The organism is uncultured Dietzia sp. (assembly GCF_937873725.1).
Lineage (GTDB): Bacteria > Actinomycetota > Actinomycetes > Mycobacteriales > Mycobacteriaceae > Dietzia.
Genome location: NZ_CALMYY010000087.1, coordinates 1 through 20,133, shown reverse-complemented (window position 1 = coordinate 20,133; position 20,133 = coordinate 1). Strand labels below are relative to the sequence as shown.

Annotated in this window: 19 protein-coding genes and 1 pseudogene; 3 read left to right on the top strand and 17 right to left on the bottom strand. The window is 71.3% G+C overall.

Annotated elements, in window-relative coordinates:
* Window positions 1-426 (top strand): annotated as a pseudogene (locus Q0444_RS08790) (alkaline phosphatase family protein); the annotation flags it as partial.
* A 127-nt stretch (window positions 427-553) separates the two neighbouring features.
* Here the strand turns inward: Q0444_RS08790 and aspS are convergent.
* On the bottom strand, window positions 554-2,347 hold the full coding sequence (aspS, locus tag Q0444_RS08785) for an aspartate--tRNA ligase (protein WP_299023016.1): 1,794 nt from the start codon (window positions 2,345-2,347) through the stop codon (window positions 554-556).
* Between the two features lie 233 nt (window positions 2,348-2,580).
* On the opposite strand from aspS, the gene Q0444_RS08780 reads away from it, so the two are divergent.
* Entirely contained in the window at window positions 2,581-3,498 is a 918-nt protein-coding gene (locus Q0444_RS08780; RefSeq protein ID WP_291081928.1) for a neutral zinc metallopeptidase, read from the top strand.
* 4 nt (window positions 3,499-3,502) lie between these two features.
* Here the strand turns inward: Q0444_RS08780 and hisS are convergent, their stop codons facing one another.
* Both hisS and Q0444_RS08770 read right to left on the bottom strand, forming a co-directional pair.
* A complete protein-coding gene (hisS, locus tag Q0444_RS08775; RefSeq protein WP_299023015.1) occupies window positions 3,503-4,783 on the bottom strand; it encodes a histidine--tRNA ligase in 1,281 nt (426 codons plus the stop codon).
* Window positions 4,784-4,832: 49 nt separating this feature from the next.
* Window positions 4,833-5,498 (bottom strand): MBL fold metallo-hydrolase, encoded by a 666-nt coding sequence (locus tag Q0444_RS08770; protein ID WP_299023014.1) that lies wholly within the window; start codon window positions 5,496-5,498, stop codon window positions 4,833-4,835.
* A gap of 205 nt (window positions 5,499-5,703) precedes the next feature.
* Here Q0444_RS08770 and Q0444_RS08765 point away from each other — a divergent pair, with 205 nt between their 5' ends.
* Window positions 5,704-6,627, top strand: a complete 924-nt coding sequence (locus Q0444_RS08765; RefSeq protein WP_291081921.1) for a peptidylprolyl isomerase — start codon at window positions 5,704-5,706, stop codon at window positions 6,625-6,627.
* 42 nt (window positions 6,628-6,669) lie between these two features.
* On the opposite strand, the gene Q0444_RS08760 is transcribed toward Q0444_RS08765, so the two are convergent.
* From Q0444_RS08760 to Q0444_RS08695, 14 genes are all read right to left on the bottom strand, one after another.
* Entirely contained in the window at window positions 6,670-9,063 is a 2,394-nt protein-coding gene (locus tag Q0444_RS08760; protein WP_299023013.1) for a bifunctional (p)ppGpp synthetase/guanosine-3',5'-bis(diphosphate) 3'-pyrophosphohydrolase, read from the bottom strand.
* 45 nt (window positions 9,064-9,108) lie between these two features.
* The gene (locus tag Q0444_RS08755) at window positions 9,109-9,666 is read right to left on the bottom strand and encodes an adenine phosphoribosyltransferase (RefSeq protein WP_291081917.1); all 558 of its coding nucleotides are present in this window, start codon (window positions 9,664-9,666) and stop codon (window positions 9,109-9,111) included.
* Window positions 9,663-10,721: a protein translocase subunit SecF gene (secF, locus tag Q0444_RS08750; protein WP_299023012.1), complete on the bottom strand. Its 1,059-nt coding sequence runs from the start codon at window positions 10,719-10,721 to the stop codon at window positions 9,663-9,665. Before secF ends, Q0444_RS08755 begins: the two co-directional genes overlap by 4 nt.
* A complete protein-coding gene (secD, locus tag Q0444_RS08745) occupies window positions 10,718-12,346 on the bottom strand; it encodes a protein translocase subunit SecD (RefSeq protein WP_299023011.1) in 1,629 nt (542 codons plus the stop codon). Before secD ends, secF begins: the two co-directional genes overlap by 4 nt.
* 143 nt (window positions 12,347-12,489) lie before the next feature.
* Window positions 12,490-12,810 (bottom strand): preprotein translocase subunit YajC, encoded by a 321-nt coding sequence (gene yajC / locus Q0444_RS08740; protein WP_291081913.1) that lies wholly within the window; start codon window positions 12,808-12,810, stop codon window positions 12,490-12,492.
* A gap of 77 nt (window positions 12,811-12,887) precedes the next feature.
* Window positions 12,888-13,994, bottom strand: coding sequence for a Holliday junction branch migration DNA helicase RuvB (gene ruvB / locus Q0444_RS08735; RefSeq protein ID WP_291081911.1), 1,107 nt, complete (start codon window positions 13,992-13,994; stop codon window positions 12,888-12,890).
* Entirely contained in the window at window positions 13,994-14,599 is a 606-nt protein-coding gene (gene ruvA / locus Q0444_RS08730) for a Holliday junction branch migration protein RuvA (RefSeq protein WP_299023009.1), read from the bottom strand. Before ruvA ends, ruvB begins: the two co-directional genes overlap by 1 nt.
* Window positions 14,596-15,255 (bottom strand): crossover junction endodeoxyribonuclease RuvC, encoded by a 660-nt coding sequence (locus Q0444_RS08725; protein ID WP_299023008.1) that lies wholly within the window; start codon window positions 15,253-15,255, stop codon window positions 14,596-14,598. Before Q0444_RS08725 ends, ruvA begins: the two co-directional genes overlap by 4 nt.
* A 61-nt stretch (window positions 15,256-15,316) precedes the next feature.
* Complete coding sequence (locus tag Q0444_RS08720; protein ID WP_299023007.1) at window positions 15,317-16,069, bottom strand: YebC/PmpR family DNA-binding transcriptional regulator; 753 nt, start codon at window positions 16,067-16,069, stop codon at window positions 15,317-15,319.
* A gap of 82 nt (window positions 16,070-16,151) precedes the next feature.
* Window positions 16,152-16,769: a pyridoxal 5'-phosphate synthase glutaminase subunit PdxT gene (pdxT, locus tag Q0444_RS08715; RefSeq protein ID WP_291081903.1), complete on the bottom strand. Its 618-nt coding sequence runs from the start codon at window positions 16,767-16,769 to the stop codon at window positions 16,152-16,154.
* Window positions 16,766-17,671, bottom strand: coding sequence for an acyl-CoA thioesterase II (locus tag Q0444_RS08710; protein WP_291081901.1), 906 nt, complete (start codon window positions 17,669-17,671; stop codon window positions 16,766-16,768). The genes pdxT and Q0444_RS08710 overlap by 4 nt, the downstream gene beginning before the upstream one ends.
* Before the next feature lie 7 nt (window positions 17,672-17,678).
* A complete protein-coding gene (gene pdxS / locus Q0444_RS08705) occupies window positions 17,679-18,584 on the bottom strand; it encodes a pyridoxal 5'-phosphate synthase lyase subunit PdxS (protein ID WP_291081899.1) in 906 nt (301 codons plus the stop codon).
* A 95-nt stretch (window positions 18,585-18,679) separates the two neighbouring features.
* Window positions 18,680-19,273, bottom strand: coding sequence for an NUDIX hydrolase (locus Q0444_RS08700; RefSeq protein ID WP_291081897.1), 594 nt, complete (start codon window positions 19,271-19,273; stop codon window positions 18,680-18,682).
* Window positions 19,263-20,133: glycosyltransferase family 4 protein (locus Q0444_RS08695; protein ID WP_299023004.1), on the bottom strand; the 871-nt coding region annotated here is incomplete at its 5' end. The genes Q0444_RS08700 and Q0444_RS08695, both read right to left, overlap by 11 nt.

Genomic DNA, 20,133 nt, shown 5'->3' with positions numbered 1-20,133 from the left:
GGGTGGGGGTTCCCCAGGACCGGCGGGGGGGGCACCTCCGCCTGCCCCGGCCCGGCCCCGGAGCGGGGGGCCTGGCGCGCGCGCCGGCGGGAGGCCGCCGGCGGACTCCCCGGGGTCAACCGACTCTACGATCCCGCCGAGCTCTCCCTGGGCGAGCGCGGCGGGGACCTGGTGGCCACGTGCCATCCGGGGTGGCGCTTCTCCGACCCGACGCCGTTCTCCAACCCGATCCCCGGCAACCACGGTCATGAGGTCACGCTGGGGATCCCGTTCTTCGTCGGCGGCGGACACCGGATCGTGCGCCGGGGGCAGGTCGTCGACCGCCCGGTCCGCACGCTGGACGTGGCGCCCACGGTCGCCCGGCTGTTCGGTCTGGACCACGGGGGGATGGACGGGCGCCCGGCGCTCGAGGCGTTCGGCCTCTGACGCCCCGATCCCACGGCCACGCCACCCCCCCCAAAAAAATCCGCTACTCCCCTGTCGCATCCGCCACCCGCTTCCGGGTAGCCGATCGCGCAGGAGAGTAGCGGATTCGGGGGGAGGGGGGAGGGGGTTACTCGGCTGCGGCCGGCTCGGCCTGCCCGCGCTGCACCGGCGTGGCGTCGATCCCCGACTCCTTGCGCTGCTGCGGGGTGATCGCCGCGGGCGCGTCGGTCAGCGGGTCCACCCCGCCGCCGGACTTGGGGAAGGCGATCACGTCGCGGATCGACTCGGTCCCGGCGAGCAGCGCGCAGATGCGGTCCCAGCCGAACGCGATGCCGCCGTGCGGCGGGGCGCCGTAGGAGAAGGCGTCGAGTAGGAAGCCGAACTTCTCCTGCGCCTCCTCCTGCGAGATTCCCATGACGCCGAAGACGCGCTCCTGCACGTCCTTGCGGTGGATGCGGATCGACCCGCCGCCGATCTCGTTGCCGTTGCACACGATGTCGTAGGCGTACGCCAGCGCCGAGCCCGGATCGGTGTCGAAGGTGTCGAGGTGCTCGGGCTTGGGCGAGGTGAAGGCGTGGTGCACGGCGGTCCACGCCCCCGAGCCCACCGCGACGTCCCCGGCGGCGGTCGCGTCGTCGGCCGGCTCGAACATCGGCGCGTCGACGACCCAGGTGAACGCCCACTTCGCCGGGTCGATGAGGCCGAGCTTGTCGGCGATCTCGCCCCGGGCGGCGCCGAGCAGCGCGCGCGTGGTCTTGACGCCACCGGCGCCGAAGAAGATGCAGTCCCCCGGCTCGGCCCCGACGTGCGCGGCGATCCCGGCGCGCTCGGCCTCCGACAGGTTCTTGGCGACCGGACCGCCGAGCTCGCCGTCCTCCCCCACGAGGATGTACGCCAGGCCCTTGGCGCCGCGCTGCTTGGCCCACTCCTGCCAGGCGTCGAGCTGACGGCGGGGCTGCGACGCCCCGCCCGTCATCACGACCGCCCCGACGTAGGGCGCCTTGAACACCCGGAACGGGGTGTCGGCGAAGAACTCGGTGCACTCGACCAGCTCGATGTCGAAGCGCAGGTCCGGCTTGTCGGAGCCGAAGCGGCGCATCGCCTCGGCGTAGGTCATCCGCGGGATCGGCGTGGAGATCTGCTGCCCGGCGGTGGCCCACACGTCGGTGAGGATCTCCTCGGCGACGGCGATCACGTCATCCTGGTCGACGAAGCTCATCTCCACGTCGAGCTGCGTGAACTCCGGCTGACGGTCGGCGCGGAAGTCCTCGTCCCGGTAGCAACGGGCGAGCTGGTAGTACCGCTCCATGCCGGCCACCATGAGCAGCTGCTTGAACAGCTGCGGCGACTGCGGCAGGGCGTAGAACGTGCCCGGCTGGAGGCGGGCGGGCACCAGGAAGTCGCGGGCCCCCTCGGGGGTCGACCGGGTCAGGGTCGGGGTCTCGATCTCCACGAAGTCGTGCCGGGCCATCACCGCGCGGGCGGCGGCGTTGACCTTGGACCGCAGGCGCAGGGCGGAGCCGGGGCCCTCGCGGCGCAGGTCGAGGTAGCGGTGACGCAGCCGCGCCTCCTCGCCCACCTCGTCGTCGAGCTGGAACGGCAGGGCCGCGGCCTCACCGAGCACCTCGAACGAGACGACGTCGACCTCCACCTCGCCGGAGGCGAGGGCGGGGTTCTCGGATCCCTCGGGCCGGCGGTCGACGACCCCGGTGACGGACACGCAGAACTCGTTGCGCAGGCGGTGCGCCCGCCCGGCGATCTCCTCGGAGCGGAACACCACCTGACAGACGCCGGTGGAGTCGCGGAGGTCGACAAAGATGACGCCGCCGTGATCCCGGCGGCGCGCCACCCAGCCGGCCAGGGTGACGGTGTCCCCCGCGTCGGCGGCTCGGAGTCGGCCGGCGGAATGGGTGCGCAGCACTGCGGTGGTCCTCTCGTGGGAAACAGGTGGTGGTCTGCGAGCGACTGTCGGACCCACCGCGATCGTCACGCGGTCGGTCCCGGGCTCTGACGATGCACAGTCTACGTCCACCGGTGGCCGATCCCGGTGTCGGCTGCGGCTGCCGTCCGGGGGCGAATACAGTGACCCCTACGACGCGGCGGACCGGCATACCCGGGTGAACCGGCGACCGCGTGGACGAGAGGGCGGCGGTCATGACTTTTCGGCAGGGCGGGAAGCTGGACACCAGCGGGGTCTCGGGCGGCGGGAGCGGAGGCCGGGGTGGACGCCGGGGGATGGCGGTCGGCGGCGGTGTCGGCGGCCTCGTCGTCGTCCTCATCGCGCTCTTCCTGGGCGTCGATCCGGGCCAGCTCGGCCTGGAGGCCGGGCCGACGGGTGACCAGGGGCAGCAGACCGGCTCCGCGCAGCAGTTCCAGGCCCACATCGACCAGTGCGACCTCGAGCAGGCGAACTCCGACACGATCTGCCGGATCGTCGCCACCACCGAGAGCCTCGAGGACGTCTGGACCACCCAGCTCCCCGACCAGGCCGGGATGCGGTGGGTCCAGCCGCACACGAACATCTTCACCGGGGCGATCGACACCGGCTGCGGCGCCGCGTCCTCCGACATCGGGCCGTTCTACTGCCCGGCCGACCAGAACGTCTACATCGACCCCGCGTTCTTCGACGAGGTCCTGGTCCGCCAGCTCGGCGCCTCCCCGAGCGGCGCGGCGCAGATGTACGTGGTCGCGCACGAGTTCGGGCACCACCTCCAGACCATGCTCGGCGACATCCGCAGGTCCCAGCGGGACCCCGCGGGCCCCTCGTCGGGCGCCGTGCGGGTGGAGCTGCAGGCCGACTGCTACGCCGGGCTGTGGGCGCACTACGCCACCACGACCCCGGCCCCCGGCGGCGAGTTGCCGCTCCTGGAGAGCCTGACGCAGCGGGACGTGGACGCGATCGTCCAGACCGCCGAGGCCATCGGCGACGACCACATCCAGAAGTCCGGCGGCGCGCGCGTCGACCCGGGGTCGTGGACCCACGGCTCGTCCGAGATGCGACGGCAGTGGTTCCTCACCGGCTACGAGCAGGGGTCGATGCAGGCCTGCGACACCTTCCGCGGCCAGCTGTAGCGGCTCAGGGGGCGAGGATGCCGGCGACGTGGCCGACCACCGAGTCCAGCGGGACCGGGTGCTGCTCGCCGGTGGCCATCGTCTTGACGATGGCGGTGCCGGCGGCCAGTTCGTCCTCGCCGACGACGACGGTGATCGCCGCCCCGGACCGGTCCGCGGCCTTGAAGGCGCCCTTCATGCCGCGGTCCCCGTAGGCCATGTCGGCCCGTAGGCCCGCGCGGCGGAAGGCGGCGAGCACGGGCACGAGCGCGGCCTTGGCCGGCGCGCCGAGCGCGACGCCGTACACGTCCACGCGACCACCCGCGGCGGGGTCGATCCCCTCGGCCTGCAGGGCGAGCATCGTGCGGTCGACCCCGATGCCGAACCCGATCCCCGACAGCGCCTGACCCCCGAGCTGCTCCATCAATCCGTCGTAGCGGCCGCCTCCGCCGATGCCGGACTGGGCGCCGAGGCCGTCGTGCACGAACTCGAACGTGGTCTTGGTGTAGTAGTCCAGGCCCCGGACCATCCGGGGGTTGACCTCGTAGGCCACGCCCAGCGCGTCGAGGTGCGACCTCACCTCCGCGAAGTGCGCGGCGCTCTCCTCGGAGAGGTGGTCGACCATGAGGGGCGCGTCCTCCAGCTGCGCGCGGACCTCCGGGCGCTTGTCGTCGAGGACGCGGAGCGGGTTGAGCCGCGCGCGGTCCCGGGTGGCCTCGTCGAGGTCGAGTCCGGCGAGGTAGTCCTGCAGCCGCTCCCGGTAGGCGGGTCGGCAGGAGTCGTCCCCCAGCGAGGTGAGCTCGAGCCGGAATCCGGTGAGGCCGAGGGCGCGGAACGCCTCGTCGGCCACGGCGATCACCTCGGCGTCCAGGGCGGGGTCGTCGATCCCGATGGCCTCGATGCCGACCTGCTGCAGCTGCCGGTACCGCCCGGCCTGGGGGCGTTCGTACCGGAAGAACGGGCCGGCGTAGCAGAGCTTGACCGGCAGCTGCCCCCTGTCCAGCCCGTGCTCGATCACCGAGCGCATGACGCCGGCGGTGCCCTCGGGGCGGAGGGTGACGCTCCGGCCGCCGCGGTCGGAGAACGAGTACATCTCCTTGGACACGACGTCGGTCGACTCCCCCACCCCGCGGGCGAACAGGGCCGTGTCCTCGAAGATCGGTAGTTCGATGTGCGCGTACCCCGCCCGGCGGGCGGCGGAGGTGATCGCGTCCCGGACGGCCACGAACCCGGCCGACGCCGGGGGGACGTAGTCGGGAACGCCCTTGGGTGCCTTGAGCGCGGTCTTCTTCTCGGTGCCGGTCACGTGTGGGAGGTCCTTGTCGTGTCGAGGGGTGGTGCGGGCGGCGGGCTGCCTACAGGTCGCGGAGGAACGGGTTGGCCCGGCGTTCGCGCCCGATCGTGGTCGAGGGGCCGTGCCCGGGGAGCACCACCGCGTCGTCGTCCAGGACCAGGAACTTCTTGGAGATCGACTGCATGAGGACCTCGGTGTCCCCGGCGGGGAGGTCGGTGCGACCCACGCCGTCCTGGAACAGGACGTCGCCACCGAGGAGCACCGTCCGCGGTCCCTCCTCGGTCGGGACCGTGATCCGGAACGACACCGAGCCCGGGCTGTGGCCCGGCACGTGGTCGACGTCGAAGGACATCGACCCCAAGCGGAGGGTGTCCCCGTCGAACACCTCGATCACCTGGGCGGGCTCGACGAACTCGACGCCCTTGAGCATGGCCGACAGGTCCAGCGACAGCCCCTTGGCGGGGTCGGCCAGCATCGCCCGGTCGTCCGGGTGGATGTAGGCGGGCACCCCGTAGTGGTCGGCGACCTTCTGGGCGTTCCAGATGTGGTCCAGGTGGCCGTGGGTCAGCAGGACCGCGCGGGGGCGCAGACCGGCCTCGGAGATCTCTTTGCGCACCTGCGCCTCCGCGTCCTGACCCGGGTCCACGACCACGCAGTCCCCCGCGTCGTCGGACACGATGTAGCAGTTGGTCTGGAACATCCCCGCCGGGAACCCCACTATCCGCATGCCCCGTACTCCCTTCCTCGATCGCCCACGAAGTCCGCCGATACGCACCGGGCCGACTGGCCCCAACACCGGAGTGGTGTGCGGGCCTGTCGGCCCGACCTGGTAGACAAGGATCCTGGGCTGGACCGCGGTGGGTCACTATCGTGAGCTCCCGCCGCGGCTTCAGCCGACTGTTCCAGCCTAGTCCAGGTACCCAGGAGGGTCAGTGTCCACCAACCAAGAACGCCGAGCAGAGGCGCGCCAGCGCCTGCGCGAGCAGATGGAGGCGCAGGCCCGTCGCGAGAAGCAGCTGAAGATCGCCGCCGCGTCGATCGTGGTCGCGGTCCTCGCGGGCATCGTGGGCGTCGTCGTCTGGATGAAGGCGGAGGAGAACCGCGCCGAGGAGTACGCGGCGAACTGGGTGACGTGTGAGTATCCGGTCGACACGACGACCCCGGAGAAGCTCGACCCGGCGGAGTTCAAGGACCAGGGCGAGGACGTCGTGGCCGAGGTGCGCAAGTTCAACGCACAGATCGACACGGTCGAGAAGACCAAGCGGGACGCCGAGCCCCCGACCGGGGACCAGCCCCGTAGGGGCACCGCGGAGATCGCCGTCACGACCGACCGCGGAGAGATCCCCCTCACCCTCGACCGTGCCGGTGCCCCCTGCAACGTCGCGAGCTTCGTCCATCTGGCGGAGCAGAACTTCTTCGACGACTCGCAGTGCCATCGCCTGACGGTGTCCGAGAAGGGCCCGGGACTGTCGGTGCTGCAGTGCGGCGACCCGACCGGGACGGGCCTGTCCGGCCCCGGGTACTCGGTGGTGGACGAGCCCCCCACGGACCTCGCCGTGGCCGAGGACGGCTCGGGCTCGACGATCTACCCCCGCGGCACGGTGGCCATGGCCAAGTCCCAGGCACCGAACAGCGCCGGGAGCCAGTTCTTCCTGGTCTACGCGGACTCGACGCTGCCGCCCGAGTACACGGTCATGGGCACGATCGGTGAGCCCGGCCTCAAGGTGCTCGACGACATCGCCAAGACCGGCGTGAAGAGCGACGACCAGGCGAACCCCGACAACCAGGTCCCCAAGCGCCCGATCACCATCGAGAGCGTGGCCGTGACCGCCCAGTCGGGCCTGCCCGAGCAGTGACCCCGGCGGCCGGGAACCCGGCCCGCCGGGGGTCGGGTTCCCTCAGTTCGAGGTGACCCGGTTCACGTCGAAGACCCCCTCGACCCGCCGGACGGCCTGGAGCACGTGTCCGAGGTGCTTGGGATCGGCCATCTCGAACGTGAACCGCGAGATCGCCACCCGGTCGTCCCCGGCCGTCTGGACCGAGGCGGAGAGGATGTTGACCTTCTCGTCGGCCAGCACCTTGGTGACATCGGACAGCAGGCGATGCCGGTCGAGGGCCTCGACCTGGATGGCGACCAGGAAGATCGCGCCCGGTTGTGGGGCCCATTCCACCTTGACGAGACGCTCCGGCTCGCGGTGGAGGTCGGTCGCGTTGGTGCAGTCGGTCCGGTGGACGCTGACCGTGCCCCCGCGGGTGATGAACCCCAGCACCGCGTCCCCGGGGACCGGGGTGCAACAGCGCGCGAGCTTGGCGTGCACGTCTTCCACGCCACCGACCAGCACGCCGGCACCCGCCGGTGCGGGACGGTGCGAGGTGAAGCTCTTGTCCCTCGACCTGTCCGCGAGCTCCTCCGTGACCTCGTCCACGCCCCCGTGGGCGGCGACGAGCCGGCCGACGACGGTCTTGGCCGAGACGTGGTTCTCACCGATCGCGGTGTACAGGGCCGTGACGTCGGCAAACCCCAGCTCGCGGGCCACGCCCGCGATCGATTCGTTGGAGAAGACCCGGTGGACGGGCACGCCGCCGCGCCGGACCTCCCGCGTGATGAGGTCCTTGCCCCGCTCGAGGGCCTCCCCGCGCCGCTCCTTGGCGAACCACTGGCGGATCGAGCTCCTGGCCCGGCCGGACACGGCGAAGTTCTGCCAGTCCAGGCTCGGTCCGGCGTTGGGGTCCTTGGAGGTGAAGACCTCCACCACCTCGCCGTTCTCCAGCGGCCTCTCGAGGGCGACCAGCTTGCCGTTGACACGGGCGCCGATGCACCGGTGGCCGACCTCCGTGTGGACGGCGTAGGCGAAGTCGACCGGCGTGGCCCCGACGGGCAGGTTGACCACGTCGCCCTTCGGCGTGAAGACGAAGATCTCCTTGCTCGTCATCTCGAAGCGGAGGGAGTCGAGGAACTCCCCCGGGTCGGCCGCCTCGCGCTGCCAGCTGAGCAACTGGCGCATCCAGGCCATCTCGTCGACCTCGGACGGGTCGCCGTGGTGCTTGCCGCGGGTCTCCTTGTACCGCCAGTGCGCGGCGATCCCGTACTCGGCGTTGCGATGCATCTCGTGCGTCCGGATCTGGATCTCCAGCGGCTTGCCGTCGGGACCGATCACCGTGGTGTGCAGCGAGCGGTAGACGCCGAACCGGGGTTGGGCGATGTAGTCCTTGAACCGTCCGGGCATCGGTTTCCACGTGGAGTGCACGACCCCGATCGCCGCGTAGCAGTCCCGGACGTCCTCGCACAGGATCCGGATCCCCACCAGGTCGTGGATCTCGTCGAACTCGCGGCCCCGGACGATCATCTTCTGATAGATCGACCAGTAGTGCTTGGGCCGCCCCTCGACCCTGGCCTGGATGTGCGCCTTCTCGAGGTCGGTCCTGACCCGGTGGATCACGGTGCCGAGGTAGACGTCGCGGCTGGGCGCCCGGTCCGCGACCAGGCGGACGATCTCCTGGTACTTCTTCGGCTCGAGGATCGCGAACGCCAGATCCTCGAGTTCCCACTTCACGGTGGCCATGCCGAGCCGGTGCGCCAGGGGGGCTATCACCTCGAGGGTCTCGCGGGCCTTCTTGACCTGCTTCTCCGGGGGCAGGAAGCGCATGGTCCGCATGTTGTGCAGCCGGTCGGCCACCTTGATCACCAGGACGCGCGGATCGTGCGCCATCGCGATGATCATCTTGCGGATGGTCTCGGCCTCGGCGGCCTCGCCGAAGTCCACCTTGTCGAGTTTGGTCACGCCGCCCACGAGGTGGGCCACCTCGCCCCCGAAGTCCGACTCGAGGGTCTCGAGCGAGTAGTCGGTGTCCTCCACCGTGTCGTGGAGCAACGCCGCGACGAGCGTGGTGGTGTCCATCCCCATCTCGGCGCAGATGGTGGCCACGGCGAGAGGATGGGTGATGTACGGGTCCCCGGACTTGCGGTAGACGCCGTCGTGCTGCCGCTCGGCGAGGGCGTACGCCCGGGCCAGGAGGCCGACGTCGGCCTTCGGGTGGTGGATCCGGTGCACGCGCAGCAGCGGCTCCAGGACGGCCGGGGTCGACGTCACCGTGAGCCCGGAGGTCAGGCGCCGGGCCCAGCGGGCGCGCACCCGCCGGCCGGCCGACGGCCTCGTGCCCGGGATGACGGGGAGTGGCTGGGTGCTCGGCTGGGCGTTCGACCGGGCGTTCGGCTGGGGCTGCGGGTGCTGCCCGCGCCCGGTGTCCGTGCCGGCGCCGGCGTCCCCGGCGGGATCGTGCCGCTGCGTCATTCCGGCTCCTCCCTCCAGGTCATCACCGTCGACGACGGCGGCCGGTCACGCGACCGTGAGGCAGGTCAGCGGTGTGTCGGCGAGTCTATCCCGACCCCCAAGGCCGGGGACCTCCAGAACGACGGACAGTCCCACGACGACCGCACCGCAGTCGTCCAGCAGTCCCACCGCGGCACCGAGGGTGCCGCCGGTGGCCAGGACGTCGTCGACGACGAGGACCCGCTTCCCGCGGAGGTCGAGGCCGTCCGCCGGTAGTTCGAGGGTGGCGGCGCCGTACTCGAGCTCGTACGACCTCGAATGCACGGGGGGCGGGAGTTTGCCGGCCTTCCGGATGGCCAGCACCCCGGTGTGGAGGCGGACGGCCACCGCCCCGGCCAGCAGGAAGCCCCGGGCATCGAGCCCGGCGACGTAGTCGACCGTGCCGATCTCGTGGCCCGAGAGGAGACCCCTGACCACGGCGTCGAAGCCGTCGGGGTCGGCGAGGACCGGCGTGAGGTCGCAGAACTGGACCCCGGACGAGGGGAAGTCCTCCACCCGCCTCATGAGCTTATCCACCACGGCGTTGATCGCCGGGGGGACCTCGGTGGTCGGTGCGTCGGTCATGCGGTGGCCTCTGCCTTCTCGCGTCGGGCCAGGACCTTGGCCGTCTGGCGCCTGATGTCGGGATCGCGTTCCTTGAGCGACACCAGCAGGGGTGTGGCGAGGAAGATCGAGGAGAACGTGCCGGTGACGATGCCCACCATCTGCACCAGCGCGAGGTCCTTGAGCGTGCCGACGCCGAGGATCCACACCGCGATCACGACCAGGGACAGCAGGGGCAGGATCCCGATGATGGTGGTGTGGATGGACCGCATCAGAGTCTGGTTGACACCGAGATTGGCCTCTTCCGCGTAGGTGCGCCTGGCCGTGTGTTTGAGACCCCTCGTGTTCTCCTCGACCTTGTCGAACACGATCACCGTGTCGTACAGGGAGAAGCCCAGGATCGTGAGGAGCCCGATCACGGTGGCGGGAGTGACCTCGAAGCCGACGAGCGAGTAGACCCCCGCCGTGGTCACCACGTCGAACAGCAGGGCGACGATGGCGGCCGTCGCCATCCGCCACTCGAACCGGAAGGCGATGTAGCCGAAGACGATCACGAGGAACACACCCAGCGCGATCAGGGCCTTCTCGGTGACCTGGCCGCCCCAGCTCTCGCTCCGGGCGGAGTCGCCGATCGCCTCGACGGAGGTCGTCCCGTCGGACGTGACCGGCTGGAACTCCTCGTAGAGGGCGTTCTTGGCCGCGCGGATCTCGTCGCTGGTGAGGAATCGGGTCTCGACCTCGACGATCCGTGCCGCTCCCGCGCCGACGATCTGGACCATCTGCGGTTGTTCGCCGACCGACTCCTCGATCACGGCGGCCACGCGGTCCTTGTCGACGTCGCCGGCCGGCATCGTCAGCTTGGTTCCGCCGGTGAAGTCGATGCCGAAGCTGAAGCCGCGGAAGAGGATGCTCGCGAGGCATACCGCGACGATCACGGTGGTGAGGACGTAGAACCTCCGGCGGTTGGGGACGATCCCGAACGCCCCGGTCCCGGTGTAGAGCCGGGTGAACAGGCTGTCCCGCTGCACGGTGGGCGACGCACCGTCCTCGGGGGCGGTGGTGGTCGGAGTGCTCATCGGCCCTCCTCCTCATCGGTGGCGGGACGGTCCGGTCGGGGCGCTGTCGCGGCGGCGCCGCCGGGACCGGAGATGGTGGCGGAGACGCCGCGCTCACGGATCGGCTCGGTCTCCTTCTCCGCCTTCTGGTCGAGTCGGCGCTGTTCGGCGGCGGCCGCCTGCAGGGTCTCCATGCGGCCCATCCCGTTGGCCCACGTCTTGGCGAACAGTGGTTTGGTCGAGGCCAGGTAGACGAGCGGCCAGGTCACGGTGAACGCCACGAAGACGTCCGTGACCGTGGTCAGACCCAGGGTGAACGCGAATCCGCGGACCTCGCCGCTGGCCAGGAGGTAGAGGACCACCGCGCCGATGAGGCTCACCATGTTGCCGGTGACGATGGTGCGGCTGGCGCTCTTCCATGCTCGTGGGACGGCGGATCTGAATCTATGACCGTCCCGGAGTTCGTCCTTGATCCGCTCGAAGAACACCACGTAGGAGTCGGCGGTCATGCCGATGCCGATCACGAGGCCGGCGATGCCCGCCAGGTCGAGGCTGTAGTCGACGGTGTATCCGAGGAAGACCAGCGTGACGTAGGTGAGGAGGAAGGACAGCGCCAGCGAGAAGAACGCGAGCACGCCGAGCAGTCGGTAGTAGAAGGCCGAGTAGGCCAGCACCAACAGGAAACCGATCGCACCGGCGAGCAGTCCCGCCTCCAGGGAGGCCAGTCCGAGCGAGGCGGGGACGTTGTCGACGTTCGGGTCCTCGAAGGAGATGGGCAGCGCGCCGTAGCGCAGGTTGGCGGCCAGCGACGCCGCCTCGTCCATGGTGAAGCTACCGGTGATCGACGTGGCCGAGCCGACGGGCGTGACTCCCTGGACCACGGGCGCGCTGATGACCGATCCGTCGAGGAGGATCGCGATCTGACGCTGGAGATTCTCCTGGGTCAGGCGGGACCAGGTGGCGCTGCCCTGCTCGCCGGGGCCGGCGGTGAACCGGAAGGAGACCTCGTTCTGTCCGGCCTGCTGGCTGAACCCGGAACTCACCGAGTCCTTGACGATCTGTTGACCGTCCAGGCGCTTGCCGTCCTCCGGCTCGCCGTTGAGCAGCGGAACCGGGCCGAGGACGTACTTCGCGCCCTCGCCGCAGGCGATGAGCGCCTGGGACTGGTCGTCGAAGCCGGCCAGGACGTCGCGCTCGGGGCAGCGGAACGTCGCCAGGGTCTCGGTGAGCACGGCAGGATCGCCCTGGCGGATCGCACGGGCCTCCTCGACCGCCGCGGCCACCGCCTCGCGGTCACCCTTGTCCGCCGGCACGGGCTCCACGTCGCCCTCGGTCACCGGCTGCACCTGGAGCACCGGCCGGATCGTCAGCTGCGACGTGGTCCCGAGGTCACGGGCCTGGCTGGAGTCCTCGCCGGGAACCGTGAGAACGATGTTGCTGCCCTCGATCACGACGCTCGTCCCGGCCACCCCCAGGCCGTCGACCCGGTCCCGGATGATGTCCTGGGCCAGCCGCAGGTCCGCCTCGTCGGGCTGCCCCTTGGGGATCAGCGTGACTCTCGTCCCGCCCTGGAGGTCGATGCCGAGTTTGGGTGTCAGTCCCCTGTCCGCCACCGCGAAGGCGGCCAGGAAGAGGACGAACAGCACCAGGAGGAAGGCGGACAGCAGAGCCCATGGTCTGGGTCGGGCGTCGACGCCTCGAGAACGAACTGGTGACACAGGTGATCTCTCTCGGTCTCTTGAGGAGCCTCCGGCTGGACGGCTCCATCACACTACTCGCCGGTCGTTGACTACAGAGAACCCGAGGCGTCCGTCCCCGGGGCCGGGCCGGGGGCGGTCCCCGGATCGGTCCCGTCGTCGAGGCGCTCCCGGATCACGCGGCGGTCCCACGTGGTCCGGACCCCGGGGGCGATCTCCAGGACCAGCGCCTCCTCGCCGATCGAGGCGATCGTGCCGTGCAGGCCGGAGGTCGTGAGGACGCGGTCGCCCACGGCGAGCGAGTCCTGCATGTCCTGCAGCGCCTTCATCGCCTTCCGCTGCTTGGTGCTCTGCAGGACCATGAGCGCGACGAGCGCGATGATCATCAGGGGAAGCAGTAGTTCCAGTCCCATGCGGGTCCTCCTGGTTCGGGACCCCCGGGTCGGGTCCGGGATTCGGCCGGTCTCGTTCGAGGATGCCAGCACCGGCGTCAGGCGCGCGCCCCGGGTCGGGGGTCGATCTCGACCGGCAGCACCGGGTCCGACGCCGTCGTGGCGGGACGGCGCAGTCCGAGGTGGTCCCACGCCGCGGCGGTGGCCACCCTTCCGCGGGGCGTCCTGGCGAGCAGTCCGGCCCGGACGAGGAAGGGTTCACACACCTCCTCGAGGGTCGTGGACTCCTCCCCGACCGCCACCGCGAGCGTGCTCAGGCCCACCGGGCCGCCCTCGTGCTGGATGAGCAGCGCGCGCAGCACCGCTCGGTCCAACCGGTCCAGCCCCAACCCGTCCACCTCGTAGACCTCCAGCGCCGCCCTCGCGACGGGCACCGTGATCCGACCGTCGGCGCGGACCTCGGCGAAGTCCCTCACCCGCCGGAGCAGGCGGTTCGCGATCCGGGGCGTCCCCCGGGAGCGACCGGCGATCTCGAGTGCCGCGTCCTCCTCCACGGGGATCGCGAGGATCTCGGCGGCCCGGGTCACGATCCGCGCCAGATCCGCGTCGGAGTAGAAGTCCATGTGGGCGGTGAAGCCGAACCGGTCCCGGAGCGGACCGGTGAGCGCACCGGATCGGGTGGTGGCTCCCACCAGCGTGAACGGTGCGATCTCGAGCGGGATGGAGGTGGCCCCCGGACCCTTGCCCACCATGATGTCGATCCGGAAGTCCTCCATGGCGAGGTAGAGCATCTCCTCCGCCGGCCGCGCGATCCGATGGATCTCATCGATGAACAGCACGTCCCCCTCGATGAGGTTGGAGAGCATGGCGGCGAGGTCGCCCGGCCGTTCGAGCGCGGGCCCGGAGGTGATCCGCAGGGAGCCGCCGAGCTCGGCGGCCACGATCATCGCGAGGCTGGTCTTTCCCAGTCCCGGCGGCCCGGAGAACAGGAGGTGGTCCGGGACCACACCGCGGCGGGTCGCGGCGGTGAGGACCAGGTCGAGCTGCTCGCGGACCGTCTCCTGGCCGATGAACTCCCCCAGGTTCCGGGGGCGCAGTGCCCCCTCGACGTCGGAGTCGAAGGGGGTCACGGCCGCGGAGAGCTCCGCGGCCGGACCGCCGGCGTCGTCCGGGGCGGGCTCGCCGGAGCCGAACGGTCCCGCCATCAGCGCTTCCCGAGCGAGCGCAGGGCCAGCCGGAGGGCCTCGGCCGGACCGAGGTCGGGGTCGGACGCCAGGACCGCGGTGGCGGTCTTCTCGGCCTCAGCGGCGGGAAAGCCCAGCCCCTCCAGGGCCTGGGCGACCTCCGCCGCGGCCGGCATCGACGCGGCCCCGCCGGCCGTGCCCGCACCGCCGACGCCGACGCCGACGACCGGTCCGACCTTGTCCTTGAGCTCGAGCACCATCCTCTCGGCCGTCCGCTTCCCCACTCCGGGAACCCGGGTCAGGGCCTTGACGTCCTCGGTGCCGAGCGCCCTGACCAGCTCGTCGGGCTCGAGCGTGGCGAGGATCGCCAGCGCGAGCCGCGGGCCGACACCGGACACGGTCTGGACGGTGAGGAAGAGCGTCCTGGCCTCCGGGGAGTCGAAGCCGTAGAGCGTGAGCGAGTCCTCCCTCACCACCAGTTCGGTGTGCAGCATCCCCTGGGAGCCCCGCCGCAGACCGGCGAGTGCGGCGGGGGTGGCGTGCACGAGCACGCCGACCCCACCCGTCTCCAGCACGCAGCGGTCGAGGCCGATCTCGGCCACGGTCCCCCGGATCGAGGCGATCACCAGCGCACTCCCTTCGCTCGAGCCATCGCCCGGGCCGCGGCCCGGGCGCGTTCCTGATCCGCCGCCGATCCGCCCCCGCGCACCCGGTCGGACGCCGCCGTGTCCCGCGCGGCGGCGACCTTCGCCTCGAACCCGGCGCGGGAGCGCGCCACGTGGGCGTCGAGCGAGGCCACGCGCCCCTGCATGGGCGCCCGCCAGCTGTGGCACACGGCGAGCGCGAGGGCGTCGGCCGCGTCCGCCGGGCTGGGGGGCTTCTGCAGGCCGAGGATCCGGGTGATCATCAGGGTCATCTGCTTCTTGTCCGCGCGCCCGCTGCCGGTGATGGCCGCCTTGACCTCGGAGGGCGTGTGGAAGGCCACCGGGATGTCGCGATAGGCGGCGGCCAGTGCCACGACGCCGGCGGCCTGGGCCGTGCCCATGGCGGTGGAGACCTGGTTCTGGGCGAAGACCCGCTCGATGGCCACCACGTCCGGTGCATGGATCGCCATCCACTCGTCGGCCACCTCGTGAACCGCCCGCAGGCGGCGTTCGAGCGGCTCGTCGGCCGTCGTCCGCACCACGTCCACGTCCAGGGCGGTGACCGCGCGCCCCGGTGCCGTCTCGATCAGCGCGAGACCACACCGGGTGAGCCCCGGGTCCACTCCCATGACGCGCATAACGACCTCTCGCCGACCGCTGCTAGAACCTACGTTCGAGACCCTACCAGTGGTGCGGGCGTCAGGCGTCGAGGGACGCCAGCACGTCGTCGGGGATGTCCGCGTTGGTGTAGACGTTCTGCACGTCGTCGGAGTCCTCCAGCGCGTCGATCAGCCTGAAGACCTTGGCCGCGCCCTCGGCGTCGACGGTCACCTCGACGGAGGCCCGGAAGCCCGATTCGGCGGAGTCGTAGTCGATTCCCGCGTCCTGCAACGCGGTGCGGACCTGGACCAGGTCGGTCGGCTCGCAGACCACCTCGAACTGCTCGCCGAGGTCGTTGACCTCCTCCGCGCCCGCGTCGAGGACGGCCATGAGGACGTCGTCCTCGGTGAGCTCGCCCTTGTCCAGGGCGATCTCGCCCTTGCGGGCGAAGAGGTAGGCCACCGACCCCGGATCGGCGAGGTTGCCTCCGTTGCGGGTCATGGCCGTCCGGACCTCACCGGCCGCACGGTTGCGGTTGTCGGTCAGGCACTCGATGAGCATCGCCACGCCGTTCGGGCCGTAGCCCTCGTACATGATGGTCTCCCACTCGGCGCCGCCCGCCTCCTCGCCCGCTCCGCGCTTGCGCGCCCGCTCGACGTTGTCCCCCGGGACGGAGTTCTTCTTGGCCTTCTGGATGGCGTCGAACAGCGTGGGGTTGCCGGCTGGATCACCGCCGCCCGTGCGGGCCGCCACCTCGATGTTCTTGACGAGTTTGGCGAAGAGCTTGCCGCGCTTGGCATCGATCGCGGCCTTCTTGTGCTTGGTGGTGGCCCACTTGGAATGGCCTGACATGGCTTGTTCCGCCCTCCGGGGGTGTGAAGACCGGGCCGGCCGTCGTTGGCGGCCCGGAGCGAGATGTCGCTGACGAGCCAGTCTACGAGGTCGCCGTCCGGACCATGTCGAGAAAGTACCGGTGGACGCGGACGTCGTCGGTGACCTCGGGGTGGAACGAGGTCGCCAGGGCGTTGCCCTGACGTACCGCGACCACGTGATCGCGCCCGTCGGATGCGCGGACGGCGGCGAGAACCTCCACGTCGGGACCGACCGTCTCCACCCAGGGGGCGCGGATGAAGACGGTCCGGAGGGGGTCGGGGCCGAGGGCGTCCACGACGAGGTCGGCCTCGAAGGAGTCGACCTGCCGTCCGAAGGCGTTGCGGCGGACCGTCATGTCGATCGCGGAGAACCACGTCGCGTCGGCCCGGGTGTCCAGGACCACGGACGCGAGCAGGATCATGCCCGCGCACGACCCGTAGACGGGCATCCCCGCCCCGATCCTGTCGGCCACGGGCTCGAACATGTCGTACACGTCGAGCAGCCGGCTCATGGCGGTGGACTCCCCGCCCGGGAGCACCAGACCGTCGACGGAGTCCAGCTCGGAGCGGCGGCGCACCGTCACGGCCTCGGCCCCCACGGCCTCCAGGTGGCGCAGGTGCTCCGCCACGTCGCCCTGGAGGGCGAGGACACCGATCCGGGGACGGCTCGCGGCGGTCACCGCTCGTCCCCGCGGGACGCGGTGTCGTCGGGGCGCTCGGCCGCGCCGCCCGACAGGTCCACGGGGAACGGCTGCGCGCCGGGGCGGAGCAGACGCGACAGCCCCTCCTGGGTCACCGCCGCGACGAGGCGGCCCGACCTGTCGAAGATCCGGCCCTGGGTGAGGGCGCGACCGCCGTACGCCGACGGTGACGACTGGTCGTACAGCAGCCAGTCGTCGGCCCGGAACGGGCGCAGGAACCACATGGCGTGGTCGAGGGAGGCGTCCTGGGTGGGCTCGCCCGGGTGGATGACCTTCGCCGAGCTCAGCAGGGTCATGTCCGACATGTACGCCAGCGTGCACACGTGGAAGTCCGGGTCGTCCGGCAGCTCGTCCACGCAGCGGAACCACACGCGCTGCTGCGAGGCGATCTGCGAGGACCCGCGGAGCCTGTCGCGCGGCACCACCCGGATGTCCCACTGGGACCACTCGTCCACCAGGACGCGGTGCGCGTCGTCCAGGTCCTCGTACCGGGGCACGGGGATCTCCTCGGCGTCGATCACCTCGGGCATCGGGTCCTGGTGCTCGATGCCCTCCTGGTCGCGGAGGTGGAAGGAGGCGGACATCGAGAAGATGGGCTCGCCGTCCTGGATCGCGGTGACTCGCCGGGTGGCGAAGCTGCGCCCGTCGCGCAGCCGGTCCACCTGGAAGACGGTGGGCGCCGACGGGATCCCCGGGCGGATGAAGTACCCGTGCAGCGAGTGCACGTTCTTGTCGTCGTCCACCGTCTTCACGGCGGCGGTCAGGCTCTGGCCGGCGACCTGACCGCCGAAGGTCCGCTGGAGTTGTGTCGTGATCGGGTGACCGCGGTAGAGGTCGCGGTCGATCCGCTCGATCGCGAGGATGTCCTCGATCCTGGCCACCCGCCGGTCACCAGCCGCGCTCGGCGAGCCGGTGCGGCTCGGGGATGTCGTCGACGTTGATGCCGACCATGGCCTCGCCCAGACCGCGGGAGATGGTCGCGAGCATCTCCGGATCGTCGTGGAAGGTGGTGGCCTTGACGATCGCCTTGGCCCGCTCCGAGGGGTTGCCGGACTTGAAGATGCCCGATCCCACGAACACGCCCTCGGCGCCGAGCTGCATCATCATGGCGGCGTCGGCGGGGGTGGCGATGCCGCCGGCGGTGAAGAGCACCACCGGGAGCTTGCCGGTCTCGGCGACCTCCTTGACCAGGTCGTACGGCGCCTGGAGTTCCTTGGCGGCCACGTAGAGCTCGTCGGCAGGCAGGCTCTGCAGGCGTCGGATCTGCTGACGGATCTGGCGCATGTGGGTGGTGGCGTTGGAGACGTCGCCGGTGCCGGCCTCGCCCTTGGAGCGGATCATGGCCGCGCCCTCGGTGATCCGGCGCAGGGCCTCGCCGAGGTTGGTGGCGCCACAGACGAACGGCACCGTGAAGCCGAACTTGTCGATGTGGTTCGCGTAGTCGGCCGGGGTGAGGACCTCGGACTCGTCGATGTAGTCCACGCCCAGCGCCTGCAGGATCCGGGCCTCGACGAAGTGCCCGATGCGGGCCTTGGCCATCACGGGGATGGAGACCGCCTCGATGATCCCGTCGATGAGGTCCGGGTCGCTCATGCGGGCCACGCCGCCCTGGGCGCGGATGTCGGCGGGAACACGCTCGAGGGCCATCACCGCGACGGCGCCGGCGTCCTCCGCGATCTTCGCCTGCTCAGCGGTGACGACGTCCATGATGACGCCCCCCTTGAGCATCTCGGCCATACCCCGCTTGACGCGTGCGGTTCCGGTGGTGTTCTCGGGGGTGTGCGACTCGCTCACGAAGTAGGCCTTTCCTGGCGTCGGTGACTCGTAGTAGGGGTCCAGTGTAGGTCGCCCTCACCCGGGTTCCCCAACCGCCGCCCCGCCGCGCCGGGTCAGGCCGTCGGCGGCGGGGAGTCGACCAGTTCGACGTAGTCCGGCATCGGGGCCCGACCGGACAGGCGCAGCGCCCTGACCATGCCCTGGTCCCGCAGGCTCCGGGTGTCGCGGACGGCGTCGTTGTAGAAGCGACGCGCCATCGACACCCGGTCGGTCACGTCCTCGACCTCGGCCAGGAGGTCGCCCGGGAGCGCGTCGCCGTCCACCCCGGACAGCAGCACGGCGAGGGTGTTCTCCGCGTGTTCGGCCTCGGCGCCGCGGGAGTGCCCTGGCCCCTCCTCCGCGGGCCAGCTCCGGCTGTCCGGCTCCGGTGCGGGGTCGACCCCCACCACCGCGTGCGGCGGGTGGGTGCGGGCGAGGGCGAGGGCGTGCGCCAGCCGGTCCGCCGTCTCCGGGTCGGGGCCGCGCAGCTCACCGACGACGGCCGCCGCCACGGTGTGGCGCCGTTCCAGGGCCCCGACCAGGGACGCCCGGGCGAGGTCGGTGCGGATGTGGAGGCGGTCCAGGCGGTGCGCCGTGAGGTAGGCGGCGAGGAGCGCCGACGCGATGAGCAGGGCGACGACGACGAGGAGGACGACTTCACCGGACACTGAGCGTCTCCCCCGGTCCGCGGATCGTCTCGTAGACGCGGATCACCCGATCGGCGACGACCGGCCAGTCGTAGTCGCGGACCGCCTCGCTGCCGCGCGCGCACAGGCCGGACCGGCGGGCGTCGTCGACCAGGACCCCGGTGAGGGCGGTGGCGAGGGCGTCCGGGTCGCCCACCGCGGCGAGCTCGCCGCAGTCCCCGTCACGCAGGACGCGGCGGAAGGCGTCGAGGTCGGAGGCGACCACCGCGGTCCCGGCCGCCATCGCCTCCACCAGGACGATGCCGAAGCTCTCGCCCCCGGTGTTGGGGGCGCAGTACACGTCCGCGGCGGCCAGGACGGCGGCCTTGCGGGTGTCGTCGACCCGGCCCAGGAACTCCACGTCGAGCCCGTCCGGGAGCCGGGCGCGCAGGGCCCTCTCGTCGCCGTCACCCATGATGCGCAGCCGCAGGTCCGGGACCCGGTCCAGGACGGCGGGCAGCGCGCCGACGAGCACCCCCATCCCCTTGCGGGGTTCGTCGTAGCGGCCGAGGAAGGCGACGGTCGGCACCTGGGATCGCTCCGCGGTGGCATCGACACCGCTGAACGCGGCAACGTCCACACCGTTGGGGATCTCCACCGCGTCGGAGCCCAGGGCCTCCATCTGCCAGCGGCGGGCCAGGGTCGACACGGCGATCCGGCCGCGGATCTTCTCCAACAGGGGCGCGAGCGCGCTGTCGGCCGCGCCGAGGATCATCGAGCTGGTGGTGGAGGTGTGGAAGGTGGCGGCGATGGGACCGGAGGACATGGCCAGGGCGAACATCCCCACGCCGGGGGCGTTGGGCTCGTGGATGTGCAGGATGTCCAGCGGGTCCTCGCGAAGC

Bases quoted from the DNA above. Each gene is read 5' to 3' on its own strand.
- Q0444_RS08780 (WP_291081928.1), top strand. From the start codon at position 2,581: ATGACTTTTCGGCAGGGCGGGAAGCTGGACACCAGCGGGGTCTCGGGC.
- Q0444_RS08770 (WP_299023014.1), bottom strand. From the start codon at position 5,498: ATGCGGATAGTGGGGTTCCCGGCGGGGATGTTCCAGACCAACTGCTAC.
- Q0444_RS08760 (WP_299023013.1), bottom strand. From the start codon at position 9,063: ATGACGCAGCGGCACGATCCCGCCGGGGACGCCGGCGCCGGCACGGAC.
- Q0444_RS08755 (WP_291081917.1), bottom strand. From the start codon at position 9,666: ATGACCGACGCACCGACCACCGAGGTCCCCCCGGCGATCAACGCCGTG.
- secF (WP_299023012.1), bottom strand. From the start codon at position 10,721: ATGAGCACTCCGACCACCACCGCCCCCGAGGACGGTGCGTCGCCCACC.
- yajC (WP_291081913.1), bottom strand. From the start codon at position 12,810: ATGGGACTGGAACTACTGCTTCCCCTGATGATCATCGCGCTCGTCGCG.
- ruvB (WP_291081911.1), bottom strand. From the start codon at position 13,994: ATGGCGGGACCGTTCGGCTCCGGCGAGCCCGCCCCGGACGACGCCGGC.
- Q0444_RS08725 (WP_299023008.1), bottom strand. From the start codon at position 15,255: ATGCGCGTCATGGGAGTGGACCCGGGGCTCACCCGGTGTGGTCTCGCG.
- Q0444_RS08720 (WP_299023007.1), bottom strand. From the start codon at position 16,069: ATGTCAGGCCATTCCAAGTGGGCCACCACCAAGCACAAGAAGGCCGCG.